A 12,420-nucleotide genomic window follows, 5' to 3' on the forward strand; every position below is an offset into this window, starting at 1 on the left:
CCTAAAAGTCCAGGTTAATAAACCAGTTTAAATTCACATAATGTGCGTCATCGACATTGAGGTTATCCATCTTCACAGACAAGCCCGCATGCTGAGTTTTAATCCCCAACTCAAACGCGTCGCTATGTGTTTCATAACCACCAAATAGTGCCCAATTGTCTCCAAAGTGATACGTCAAATTCGCCTGGAAAAAAGTATCATCAATAAACTTACGTGCCTTCACTTCGGTAGAGAAATTGTCATTGATGCGATAATCAGCGCCAACATAGTAACGAGCATCACGCTCGAAGGTATACTCAATTTCCTGATCGTACGCAGAGGTACGTAGCCTCACTGACGGGGTTGTGTCTATACCATCTTCTCTTTCAGTAAATGGAATGTCAGTCGTGAACCCATTCACAAAGCCGGCACCGGTATATTTCGTTTCGTAGACCAAGTCCTTTCCTGCAGCCCACACTCGTAAATCATCGGTAATTTGCCAATCGATTTCCAGATCGAGGCTATAACCATCACCTTCCGGATTTTCAGTAGGCGTAAACGATTTGAACAGGATATCTTTTGAGAAGTAATACTCGGCTTCAAGTTTACCTTCTATTTCATCACCAAAAATGGTGCCATCTACACGAGCATCCTGAAAGTGAGTACTTTTGAAATAAGTAAATTTTGGCGTAACAACCAGTTTCTTATCCAATAGTTCGAGATCGTAAGATAGGAAAATACCGTTCGTAGTCGCCTGACGGCCCCATAAATAATAACGGTAATTACGCTTTTCGAAAGGTAAGTCGTTCTTCTCGGTGTGCGTGTAACGCGCAGTATCGGGGTCAAAAGCAAGTAAGTAGTCAAAGCGGCTCTGTGCCCCAATGCCGATGCCCTTGTATTTCACACCTAACTCAAACACATTATAAGTAAAGGCGCTGTCACCTTCAGTCAGGGGTTTGTCAAAATCGTCAACAAACGCTTTTACAGGCTGCGCTTCGGTGTATATCTCACTATGAAACTGATGAATTAACTGTATCTCATTAGATGCTGAAAATGCTGTCTGAGACAAAGGCATACAACAAAGAGAAAGTAGAGGTGTAATTTTTTTTAATGTCATAAATTTAACTTCTAAAAAAAAGGGGAAAGGTAACCCTTTCCCCTTTTTAAATTGGCCTATATTAATTGTTCGACTGACCGATAAAATCAATATCTGTATAGTCGACTATCTCACCAGTCAAATAGTTAACTCGGAAGCCATTCGTGATTTCTTCTACATCACCTACAAACAGTTGCTGAGCAATGTCATTGTTGAGAGTTATATTACCACGTAACGGACCAGCTTCATCGATGAGACCAACTCTAAACGCATATCCGTTAAAGTTGTCAATCAAAATCTCAGCCACTCCCAGGTTGTCATTATTGTCCTCATTGCGAATGTCAAAGTGTGCGGTAAATAGAGTACCTTCGCTATCGCCCTTAAGCATTATTGAAGCCAGCTCAATTGTATCATCGACAAATAGCGGCGATGGGTTACCTTGCTGGTCAATGGCAGTCAACTCTGAATGGAAGTACCCATTAAAGCCATATTGACCATCTATAAACTCAACCAAATTGAACGTTTTGCCACGAGAAATATCAAAGTCACGCGCGTCTTCTACATTCTGAATACTGCCGTCAACATAAAGTACTGAACAGGATGCATTTGGCATTTCGATAGAATCTATAGCCCAGCGCTCACATTCAGCCAGATCAGGAGATTTAATCTCAACCTTCTGACCGGAGTCAGCCATCATATAGCCAGACCAGGTAAAGATGATCTTACTCTGCGCTCCAGAGTTAACCTGACCATTTGCCACAATCTTCTCATCCCCTTTAGTATTTTCTAGATTAAGGGCATAAGTGTTTGTATTGTAACTGTATTTCCAATCTGGGAAGTTAGGGGCTGTGCCACTATGATCACCAGAGTCTAGTCCAGAATCCCAGATGTCTTTCATGACATCATAGATAACTTCACCAGCATTGAACGTGGCATCAGCACCTTCTTTAGTTACGAAACTGATCTTAACCAGTTTGTCCGTACCTTGCTTACCCAGTGCGGTGTTTCTGTAATCTTCTATTTGCTGAGCGGCACCGACTTCAAGTACAGATAACTCAAGACCGATATCTGTAAGCAACGCATTTGACTCACTGATTGCAATATCCGCCGCATCAGTTGACGCATTTTGGCTCTGAGCTAATGTTTTATAAGTATTCGCCAGCGCCAGTGAAGTGGTAGCAGCAGCTTCTGCAGCCCGGAAAGCCTCGATAGCAGCTTGTAAGCTAGCTTGTGCTTTCGCCAGTTCACTTAACGCTGTTTCCGCGGATGTTTGATCAGAAATTGCAACAACTGCAGCCATCGCAGCCTGGAACTGCACATCCAATTCTTCTTTCTTAATAAACGCCGCTTCTAAACTTGCTTTAGCAGCCTGCAAGCTTTCGTCCGAGGCTTGTTTAGCAACATCAAGCGTGGCACCAAATTCCGCTATCTTCGCATTGGCAGCTGTCAGTTCCGCAGTAATTTGACCCCTTAGCTGGTCTTTTTGGGTAACCAAAGTCGTGACTTTAGTTAACAACTCGCCCGCTTGTGTCAGTGTTGGCTGATACTTAGTATCTAGAGTCACCAACCCAGTTGCAGCAGAAACCAGTTGCTCTGCACCCGATAGTTCACGTACCAGCAACTTACCTAAATTATTACCCTCTACGTCAGTCGCAACCGCAGCCGTAAACTGAGTATCCAGCACAACAGCAGCACTGCCGTAAGCAATTGCTTTTTCTTTTGTTGCAGTATCAGCAGCCAGTACTTTCAGAGCAGCCAATGACGCAGCAAACTCATCTAGCTGAGCGGCGCTACCAGTCAGAGTTTGTTCGCCAGATTCAATACTTGCCAGCAGAGAGGCATTTAAACTATCCAAAGAAGTGTCGCCGTTACCCAGATCATCAAGCTGGTCAACGACTTTACCCGAGTCATCTTTTAGTTGATCATCTGACGTCGCGCCGTTTTTAACAGCCTTGTCTTTCGCTGCTTTTGCATCAGCCGCAACCTGGTCAACATCAGACTCATCAACACCCGCTTCGATTAACGCTGTTTTAATAGCCTGGTCGTCGCCGGAAACGATGGCATTCAATACTTTACCAGCTTTCTTTGTTTCCGTTTTTAGCTTAGAAAAAATCTGGCTATTACCCAGGTTGCCTTGCTCAACATCTCCAGATAGCTCAGCTAATACGTCCGCAACCGTTCTGCTTTCTTTACCCGCCAGAGACTGGAGTGAAGACGCTACCTGCACGAGTACAAGCGCACCGGCGTCAAGCTTTTCAGTTCCGTCGACGTCTGTAAAGTCAACCACACCACCCAACGATAAATCACTGGCCAAAGTTGCAACTAAGGAAAGATCACCAACCAGCTGACCAATTACCTGAATACTGGCTTGCCCAACGGCAGCAGAATCAATTGCAGACTCGCCTGCAAGCAAAATGCGCGCTGCTGTAGAGGTAAATACGGATAAATTTGCTTTATAAGAACCATCATCACCATCTGCAAATGACGGCGCATTCTTTGCCGATGCAGCCCTAGCTGCAGTGTTTGCAGAAATCAGCTTAACGACTGACAGTTCGATATCGTCTTTATACCACTCACCAAAGTCAACTTTACCGTTATCGTTAAAGACTGAGCCATCATCTACTTTTACAGCAGTACCTACACCGCACCCAGCAAATGCATCACACTTAACCAGGGCATCACCGTCTTTGGTTGTTTTAACTGTGATGTAGAGAGGTCCGGAGAACCCTTCGTCAACGAAGATCTCATACAAACCCTGTGCAGATGTTTTCAACTCCGCGGGGTTGCCACTAATTAATTTAGCTTCCGCTTTTTCTTTGGCTTCGCTTTCGCTTTCTGCTGTTTCAGTTGCAGACTCCTCACCAGCGGTTGCGCGGTATGCCAGGTCAATCATATTGCCTTGCGCGTCCACAGTCTTAACACTAACGGCAGCGCCACTGAGGGTACCCTTAACGGCTTTACCAGATACTGAAACGTTAAACTTGGCAGCAACAGTACTTTCAACTTCGGATGGACCTGGAGAGGGACTAACAGTCGGTTTGCTATCATCACTATCAAATAAGCTACAGCCGGTAAGGCCGAGGCTTAAGGCAATGGTGGATGCCACTGGAGTAAATTTATTCATGCGCTTTGCCACTAGAGGTCTCCTTAAATAGCTTGCGTGTTTTTCTTTATTTATTTGCCTATGCGAATGTTTTTGTCAAACGAGACTCTAAGCTAATTTGGGTATTTTAGCCCATCAATATACTCAATACTCTTAACAAAGTCATTGCAAAACACACTTCTTTGTAAACAAATATAAAACGCAAAAGTGAAGTTTTCCAACATTGATTTCATTCTTGCGTAGTATAGAGACTGAATGTGACATTTCTGACATATTCAGCTTCGCTCGTCAAATCTGCCAGTTTAACTGTCAAACGCCACTCCATCACAGGCTCACTGCAAGCCCCTACCATAACCTCGGCAGACCAAAGACCGGTTTGTTGTTGTGTAAAGAAAACAGGGATAGTTCCCATGTACATCTGGGTGCCTTCCAACCAGGCCGACTGTACCTCTATATCAGACGAGTTAAGGGCCAGAGACAATTCAAAGGGGGTCTCTGGATGTAGTTTTTTAGCTGAACTCCAAAGCGCTGCACCGCCACTTTTACACGGAGCAGAGGCTATACAATTAAAGGAAGTTTGCGAACTTTCACTTTTTTCTGAACTTTCATGTATAATAGTAGCAGGGTCTGAACAGGCCGTTAGAAAAGTGACTAAAAAAACGCCGGTTAATGTGCAAGTTTTCTGCATAATACAAAGTGTGTGACATTGTAAAAAGAAATCCAGTGTAAGTGGAACAGGTCTTTTCGACCAGCTTTTGGCGTCAAGTTTTGCAGTTTGTTTTGATATTGCGCAATTCGCGTACTCATTGAACAAATGACTCGTTCAAAATTTGATTGATGTCATTATTTTGGGTGTTTGTAGTATCTTTTCGTTTGCAAAAAAATTATTATTTCCTTGCAAAAATAAGGGTTTCTCAAGCTGGTTAGAGTTCCGTTCTGTAGGATGTAACTCCAACGGGTTTGTTGAAATAAAAAAACAGGGCCTGTATTACAGGTTAATCATTTCTAATCGCATTAATTGCAGCGGAATCCAGAAAATGAGCCAAACAGTAGCATCACAAACTGAGTACAATTATAAGGTTGTACGCCAATTCGCTATAATGACAGTGATTTGGGGCATCGTTGGCATGGGTGTAGGTGTATTTATCGCGGCGCAACTTGCGTGGCCTGCGTTAAACTTCGACATTCCATGGTTAACTTACTCTCGACTTCGTCCGTTACACACGAACGCAGTAATCTTCGCATTTGGTACAAGTGCACTTTTTGCAACATCTTACTATGTTGTACAGCGCACGTGTCAGACGCGTCTATTCTCTGACAAGCTAGCCGCTTTCACTTTCTGGGGCTGGCAGGCAATCATTCTTTCAGCAGCTATCACACTGCCTTTGGGTATCACATCTTCTAAAGAATATGCTGAGCTTGAGTGGCCAATTGATATCGCTATCGCAGTTGTTTGGGTTACCTATGCAGTCGTGTTCTTCGGCACGCTAATCAAACGTAAAGTGTCTCATATCTACGTTGCGAACTGGTTCTATGCGGGCTTCATTATTACCGTTGCTGTACTTCACATCGTAAACAGCATGGCTGTACCTGTGTCTCTCACCAAGTCATACTCAATTTATGCGGGTGCGGTTGATGCAATGGTTCAGTGGTGGTACGGCCACAATGCGGTAGGTTTCCTTCTAACCGCAGGCTTCCTGGGCATGATGTACTACTTCGTACCTAAGCAAGCTGGTCGCCCCGTTTACTCTTACCGTCTATCAGTTGTTCACTTCTGGGCACTGGTTTCTCTATATATCTGGGCCGGCCCTCACCACCTACACTACACAGCACTACCTGACTGGACTCAGTCTTTGGGTATGGTGATGTCTGTGATCCTGTTCGTGCCTTCTTGGGGTGGTATGATCAACGGTATCATGACGCTGTCTGGTGCATGGCACAAACTACGTACCGACCCAGTACTGCGTTTCCTGGTTGTTTCTCTGTCTTTCTACGGTATGTCTACCTTCGAAGGTCCAATGATGGCAATCAAATCTGTAAACGCACTGTCACACTACACAGACTGGACTGTCGGCCACGTACACTCAGGTGCACTGGGTTGGGTAGCAATGATCTCTATCGGTGCCATCTATCACCTGATCCCTGCACTATTTGGTCACGCTAACATGTACAGTGTCAAACTGGTTAACACCCACTTCTGGTTACACACAGTTGGTGTTGTTCTGTATATCGTTGCGATGTGGATCTCTGGCGTAATGCAAGGTCTGATGTGGCGTGCAGTTAACTCTGACGGTACTTTGATGTACAGCTTCGTACAATCTCTTGAAGCGTCTAAGCCTTTCTACATCATGCGATTCCTGGGCGGTGTATTCATCGTGATTGGTATGCTGGTAATGGCTTACAACGTTTACCGTACTGTGGTAGCTAAGAGTGGTTCTTTGACCACTGAAGCTAACACGCAAATGGCTTAAGGGGTGTCGAGTATGAGCAATAATAACTCTACAAACAAACATGAAATCGTCGAAAAGAACGTCGGCCTGATGGCTATCCTGACGGTTTTTGCCATCAGTTTTGGTGCACTCGTTGAGATCACCCCACTGATGTTCCAAAAAGACACCACCCAGCCAGTTGAAGGCTTACGCCCTCTTACCGCGCTGGAAATGGAAGGTCGTGACATCTATGTCCGTGAAGGTTGTTACAACTGTCACTCACAGATGATCCGCCCATTCCGCGACGAAGTTGAGCGCTATGGCCATTACTCTGTAGCTGGTGAATCTGTTTGGGATCACCCGTTCCAGTGGGGCTCTAAGCGTACAGGTCCAGACTTGGCACGTGTTGGTCAGCGTTATTCTGATGACTGGCATTTTGCTCACCTGATGGATCCTCGCTCTGTAGTACCTGAGTCAAATATGCCTGGCTACCCTTGGCTCAATGAGAATGTATTGGACGGTCAATTAACCGCTAAGAAACTTGAAGTGTTCCGTAACTTTGGTGTGCCATACACCGATGAGGACATTCAGGGTGCTGAGGCAGCAGTAAAGGGCAAAACCGAAATGGAAGCTCTTATCGCCTACCTTCAGCAACTTGGCACACATTTGAAGTAATTTGTTATGGATTACGGCACATACAGAGGCATTTTGACTCTGGTAATTTTAGTACTGTTCATAGTGATTGTTGTGTGGGCATACAGCAAGCGTAGCAAACGCCGTTTTGATGACGCTGCCAATGCCATCTTTGAAGATGAAAAGAAACACAACAACACAATCTCAAACGAGGAAAAGGAGTCTGAAAAATGACTAGCTTTTGGAGTATTTGGGTCATCGTATTGACCTTGGCGTGTCTGGCTCTGATCTTTGGCCTGCTGCTTTGGAACCTGAAAAACTACACAGGTGTTGAAGAAGGCGAAAGTTGTGGTCACGAGTTTGACGGAATCGAAGAACTTAATAACCCACTTCCTAAGTGGTGGACTTACATGTTCTTCGCAACATTTATCTGGTCTGTTTACTATCTTGCTGCTTACCCAGGTCTGGGTAACTTTGCAGGCTTTTTGAACTGGACGAGCTCTAACCAGGGCGTGACGTCTCTTGAAGAGTCTAAGCAAGCAACGGAAGAAGCCAAAGCAAATGGTCACTGGGTTCAACTCGACAAAGAGTTTGAAGCTGCTGACGAGCGTTTCGGCCCTATCTTCAAAGCGTTTGCTGAGCAAGATATCGAGACACTGGCAAAAGACCAAAAAGCACTTGAAATTGGTCAGCGCCTTTTCGCTCAGAACTGTGCACAGTGTCACGGTTCCGATGCGCGCGGCGCAATGGGCTTCCCTAACCTGGCAGACAATGACTGGTTATATGGTGGTACGCCTGACAAGATCAAAGAAACACTACTGCAAGGTCGTGTAGCTGCGATGCCAGGTTGGCAAGATGCACTGGGTGACCAGGGTATTAAAGAAATGACCGCTTACGTACTGAGCCTGTCTGGTCGTAAGGTAAACCAAAAAGATGCTGATGCAGGTAAAGCGAAATTCGCAATGTGTGCAGCTTGTCACGGTATGGACGGTAAAGGCTCTGTTGCCCATAACCTGCCTTTCGGTGCACCTGATCTGACTGACAACATCTGGTTATATGGTGGTTCTCAACGTGCCGTTGAAGAAACACTGCGTCACGGCCGTGCCGGTGTAATGCCAGCGTGGAAAGACATTCTGGGTGAAGACAAAGTACATCTGCTTACAGCTTACGTGTACAGCCTCTCTCAGGAGAAATAATCGAATAGATTATAAGTTTATTTAAGATCAAAAAAGCCTCCAATCGGAGGCTTTTTTTTAGGTATTTACCCTCAAATAAGATAGAATATTGCCACTGAAATTAAGCTGTTGAGTCGTTATGAACCCTACTCCCTGGTATAAGAATTTTTGGCCTTGGTTTTTAATGTTTTTTCCGCTGGTTACCATCATTGCCTGCGTATTTTTGGTGATATTTGCCGTCGGTAATGGCCCGGACATGGTCGTCGACGACTACTACAAAAAAGGTAAAGCCATTAACCTTGAACTCAGCAAATTCGATAAAGCTAAAGCGTTGTATTTACATGGTGATCTTGATGTCAGTGAAGACAGAGTCAGCTTTACCTTCACTAAAGGTGATCACAGTAAAGTAAATGCCCTGAAGGCATCTTTTTATCACCGCACAGTCAAAAAATATGACTTTGAAGTCACCCTGCTGGCCAATGCATCAGGTGACTTTACTGCGATTCTGGATGAGCCACATCATGGTGCGTTTACCGTATTTCTTGAACCTATGGACCAAAGCTGGAAACTCAAAGAGAAGCTTCAGTTACCCACTGCACAGAAAGTCGCCATTTCTCCAGAATATAAGTAGACACTATGACAACCAGTTGTTTTCATTGTCTGGAGCCCGTACCGCCGGGGTTTTCTGCTCAAATACAATTCGAAGGCCAGACGCAGCCGGTGTGCTGTACTGGCTGTCAGGCGGTCGCCGAAACCATTCTTGCTCAAGGCATGAGCGATTATTATAAATTTCGTACCGACAGTGCGGGTAAAGTCGAAGAACTGGTGCCCGAGCAGTTAAAAGAATTGTTGAGCTATGATAATGCCGACATTCAACAGGATTTCGTCAGTCAGCAAGGTGAGTTGCAGGAGGTTTTGCTCAGTGTTGAAGGTATAAGCTGTGCAGCCTGTGCCTGGTTAATAGAGAAGCAATTACTCGGGCTGAAAGGGGTCGCCCGGGTTGATGTTAACACGTCAACTCACAGAGCCATGATCCTGTGGCACCCGCAGCAATGTAAGCTCAGTGACATCATCAAATCACTGCACCAGATTGGCTATAAGGCCTACCCTTTTCAGGCCGATGATGAAGCCGCGCAAAAACAAACCGTCGCGAAAGCCTATTTACGGCGCCTGGGTGTTGCTGGCCTGATGACCATGCAGGTCATGATGTTCGCATTTGCCATGTATTTTGGCATGTTTTCCGGTATGGAAGACAACTTCGAACAATACTTCCGTTGGATCAGTTTATTTTTAGCCTCTCCGGTGATCCTTTACTCGGCCATGCCATTTTTGACCAATGCCATTAAAGGCCTAAGAGCTAAGCAGCTTAATATGGACTTGCCGGTTTCGCTAGCCATTTTTGGTGCCTATGCGGCAAGCTGCTACGCCACTGTGATGTCGGTGGGCGAAGTCTACTTTGAATCTATTTGCATGTTCACCTTTTTGCTCTTGCTCGGCAAATATCTGGAGTTCCGAGCACGACTAAAAGCCAGTGAATTTACAGCCAACCTGCAAAAACTACTGCCACTGACCGCGCGAAAACTGCTGCCTGATGGTGAGCAAAAAATTGTTGCTGCGAAAAGCCTGCAGCTGAGCGACCAGATCATGATCAAACCCGGTGAAACTATTCCCGCTGATGGCGTATTAGTCTCAGGCTCCACCACGGTTGATGAATCCATGATGACAGGTGAACATCTGCCTGTTAAAAAGTATCAGACCCATCAAGTGTATGCAGGCACCATCAACCACGATGGCGTGATCACCATAGAAATCAACAAAGTCGGGCAAAACACCCTGCTCAATCAAATCATTAAGCTGCAACATAATGCACTGACAAAACGCCCCAAAATCGTTGAGGTCACTGATAAAGTAGCACAGTGGTTTGTGGCTTGTTTATTAATTTTCGCCTCTATCACGGCGGTTGCCTGGTATCAGATTGATCCCCCTCATGCATTTTGGGTCACCATCTCAGTATTAGTCGCGACTTGCCCCTGTGCACTGAGCCTGGCTATCCCAACTGCACTAACATGCGCCGTAGCAACTCTCACTCGAAAAGGCATCCTGATTAAAGAAAGCCATGTGCTGGAAACGGTCCCTAAGTTAACCAGAATGGCATTCGACAAAACCGGTACTCTCACTGAAGGACGTTTCTCTATCGAATCCATTAGCGTACTCGATTCGAGCTGGCAGGAATCAGACGTGATGGCGCTGGCCGTCGCACTTGAACGCTATTCCGAGCATCCGATAGCCAAGGCTTTTACCGAACAAGTGGTATCGCCCAGGAAGCTGAGTGATGTCGAAGTCATCACAGGTAGTGGTGTAAAAGCCCACTTTGGCCAACAGAAGGTTGCCATTGGCAAGCCAGCCTGGTTTGGCAATCACAGCTCTTTCGCACAAGCAACACTGTTCGTGTGTGACCAACCTGTTGCTGATTTTTATCTGGCAGACAAAGTCAGAAATAGTGCACCGGAGATCATCAGTTATGCACAAGGTCAGGGTCTGAGCTGTCATTTACTCAGTGGTGATAGTTCAAATGCGGTCAAAGATTTAGCCTTAGAACTTGGCCTGGATACCTACAAAAATGCCTGCTCCCCTCAAGACAAGCAACAGCAGGTCGAGTCTTGGTCTGCACAGCAGCACATCGTAGGCATGGTGGGCGATGGCGTTAATGACAGTCCAGTGTTTAACAGTGCTCATTTATCCATTGCTATGGAAACGGGTGCAGATATTTCCAAAAATACGGCTGATGTCGTACTACTTAACAGCGACCTTAAATCACTGCAAACGTTGCATCAGGTCGCGAGAAAAACCAAAACAGTAATAAAACAGAACCTCACTTTGTCACTCTGTTACAATGGCTCAATATTACCGCTCGCTGCGATGGGATTGGTACCGCCCTGGGTAGCCGTTATTGGGATGTCAGCGAGCTCGATTCTGGTGATCACTAACTCTTTGAGGTTACTGAAGCTATGAGTATTATCTATATCCTTATCCCCATTGCGATCTTGTTTGTCATTATCGCTATCGGGGTGTTTTTTTGGGCTGTCAAAAGCGAGCAGTTCTCTGATCTGAACAAGCAAGGACATAGCATTTTGTTCGAAGACGACAAAGAGCAACATAACAAAAGTAATGACCGAGATAAACCTGTTTAGTGCCTTTGTGATGGGCCTGGTCGGCAGCGGCCATTGTCTGGTCATGTGTGGTGGTATTGCATCAAGCCTGCAGCTTGCTCAAACCAAGCAGTCACCTTTTGTAACCGCACTGTTATATAATCTGGGCAGGTTAGGCAGTTATATGGTAGCCGGTGCACTGGTTGCCGGGCTCGGGGCCGCATTTGCGAAACAAAGCACCGTATTTGCGAACATCTTGAATGTGCTAAGTGGCGTATTTATGTTGCTGGTTGGTATCTATGTAATGCGCCTGGCCGCGACCTTAAACTGGCTAGAAAAAGCAGGAAAGTGGTTGCTTTGGCAACGCCTAGTGCAACTTAACAAGCACTTACTCCCTGTCGACACTAAGGCAAAGGCACTGGCATACGGTGCCTTATGGGGCTGGTTGCCCTGTGGGCTGGTTTATTCGGCACTGACCTGGACTCTTCAGGCGGATGGTAGCTTCAGTGGAGCACTCACTATGGCCGCTTTTGCACTGGGCACCTTTCCAGCGATGCTAGCAGTAGGACAAACCGCCCAACTGCTCAATACGTTTTTAAATCATAAGGCTACGCGTATTGCACTGGGCAATATTTTTATTTGGTATGGCTTTTATCTACTAATCATTGCAACAGACAAACTAGTACATTAATCTAGACACAGTAATACTATTAGATGAGAGTCATTAAGCTGAGCCAGAGAATGGGAATTTTTTGGCAATCAATGACCGGTGCACAATTGTCGTTAATCCCCTTTAGCCACAATGCCTGCAATAGTAGATAAATATCTGAATAACAGATATTGAAAAGTTCAAGTA

11 protein-coding genes are annotated in these 12,420 nt (G+C 45.5%); 8 read left to right on the forward strand and 3 right to left on the reverse strand.

Annotated features, from left to right (window positions below; genetic code table 11):
* Position 1: 1 nt before the first annotated feature.
* The 3 genes from CWB98_RS04200 to CWB98_RS04210 all read right to left on the reverse strand — a co-directional run bounded on the left by CWB98_RS04200 (position 2) and on the right by CWB98_RS04210 (position 4,992).
* On the reverse strand, positions 2-1,096 hold the full coding sequence (locus CWB98_RS04200; protein WP_138543724.1) for a hypothetical protein: 1,095 nt from the start codon (positions 1,094-1,096) through the stop codon (positions 2-4).
* Positions 1,097-1,157: 61 nt separating this feature from the next.
* A complete protein-coding gene (locus CWB98_RS04205) occupies positions 1,158-4,211 on the reverse strand; it encodes a hypothetical protein (RefSeq protein ID WP_138543725.1) in 3,054 nt (1,017 codons plus the stop codon).
* A 196-nt stretch (positions 4,212-4,407) separates the two neighbouring features.
* On the reverse strand, positions 4,408-4,992 hold the full coding sequence (locus CWB98_RS04210; protein ID WP_138543726.1) for a hypothetical protein: 585 nt from the start codon (positions 4,990-4,992) through the stop codon (positions 4,408-4,410).
* 223 nt (positions 4,993-5,215) lie between these two features.
* Here CWB98_RS04210 and ccoN point away from each other — a divergent pair, with 223 nt between their 5' ends.
* The 8 genes from ccoN to CWB98_RS04250 all read left to right on the forward strand — a co-directional run bounded on the left by ccoN (position 5,216) and on the right by CWB98_RS04250 (position 12,255).
* A complete protein-coding gene (gene ccoN / locus CWB98_RS04215) occupies positions 5,216-6,649 on the forward strand; it encodes a cytochrome-c oxidase, cbb3-type subunit I (RefSeq protein WP_138543727.1) in 1,434 nt (477 codons plus the stop codon).
* A gap of 12 nt (positions 6,650-6,661) precedes the next feature.
* Positions 6,662-7,282, forward strand: coding sequence for a cytochrome-c oxidase, cbb3-type subunit II (gene ccoO, locus CWB98_RS04220; protein WP_054013840.1), 621 nt, complete (start codon positions 6,662-6,664; stop codon positions 7,280-7,282).
* A gap of 6 nt (positions 7,283-7,288) precedes the next feature.
* Entirely contained in the window at positions 7,289-7,474 is a 186-nt protein-coding gene (locus tag CWB98_RS04225; RefSeq protein WP_010373992.1) for a cbb3-type cytochrome oxidase subunit 3, read from the forward strand.
* On the forward strand, positions 7,471-8,436 hold the full coding sequence (gene ccoP, locus CWB98_RS04230; RefSeq protein ID WP_138543728.1) for a cytochrome-c oxidase, cbb3-type subunit III: 966 nt from the start codon (positions 7,471-7,473) through the stop codon (positions 8,434-8,436). The genes CWB98_RS04225 and ccoP overlap by 4 nt, the downstream gene beginning before the upstream one ends.
* Positions 8,437-8,554: 118 nt before the next feature.
* A complete protein-coding gene (locus CWB98_RS04235) occupies positions 8,555-9,046 on the forward strand; it encodes a FixH family protein (RefSeq protein WP_138543729.1) in 492 nt (163 codons plus the stop codon).
* Positions 9,047-9,051: 5 nt separating this feature from the next.
* Positions 9,052-11,427, forward strand: coding sequence for a heavy metal translocating P-type ATPase (locus tag CWB98_RS04240; RefSeq protein WP_138543730.1), 2,376 nt, complete (start codon positions 9,052-9,054; stop codon positions 11,425-11,427).
* A complete protein-coding gene (gene ccoS / locus CWB98_RS04245; protein WP_054013844.1) occupies positions 11,424-11,606 on the forward strand; it encodes a cbb3-type cytochrome oxidase assembly protein CcoS in 183 nt (60 codons plus the stop codon). Before CWB98_RS04240 ends, ccoS begins: the two co-directional genes overlap by 4 nt.
* Positions 11,584-12,255, forward strand: coding sequence for a sulfite exporter TauE/SafE family protein (locus CWB98_RS04250; protein ID WP_138543731.1), 672 nt, complete (start codon positions 11,584-11,586; stop codon positions 12,253-12,255). The genes ccoS and CWB98_RS04250 overlap by 23 nt, the downstream gene beginning before the upstream one ends.
* Positions 12,256-12,420: the final 165 nt, after the last annotated feature.

Source organism: Pseudoalteromonas rubra (assembly GCF_005887115.1).
GTDB classification, from domain to species: domain Bacteria; phylum Pseudomonadota; class Gammaproteobacteria; order Enterobacterales; family Alteromonadaceae; genus Pseudoalteromonas; species Pseudoalteromonas rubra_F.

Bases quoted from the DNA above. Each gene is read 5' to 3' on its own strand.
- ccoS (WP_054013844.1), top strand. From the start codon at position 11,424: ATGAGTATTATCTATATCCTTATCCCCATTGCGATCTTGTTTGTCATT.
- CWB98_RS04225 (WP_010373992.1), top strand. From the start codon at position 7,289: ATGGATTACGGCACATACAGAGGCATTTTGACTCTGGTAATTTTAGTA.
- ccoP (WP_138543728.1), top strand. From the start codon at position 7,471: ATGACTAGCTTTTGGAGTATTTGGGTCATCGTATTGACCTTGGCGTGT.
- CWB98_RS04200 (WP_138543724.1), bottom strand. From the start codon at position 1,096: ATGACATTAAAAAAAATTACACCTCTACTTTCTCTTTGTTGTATGCCT.
- ccoO (WP_054013840.1), top strand. From the start codon at position 6,662: ATGAGCAATAATAACTCTACAAACAAACATGAAATCGTCGAAAAGAAC.
- ccoN (WP_138543727.1), top strand. From the start codon at position 5,216: ATGAGCCAAACAGTAGCATCACAAACTGAGTACAATTATAAGGTTGTA.
- CWB98_RS04250 (WP_138543731.1), top strand. From the start codon at position 11,584: ATGACCGAGATAAACCTGTTTAGTGCCTTTGTGATGGGCCTGGTCGGC.
- CWB98_RS04235 (WP_138543729.1), top strand. From the start codon at position 8,555: ATGAACCCTACTCCCTGGTATAAGAATTTTTGGCCTTGGTTTTTAATG.
- CWB98_RS04240 (WP_138543730.1), top strand. From the start codon at position 9,052: ATGACAACCAGTTGTTTTCATTGTCTGGAGCCCGTACCGCCGGGGTTT.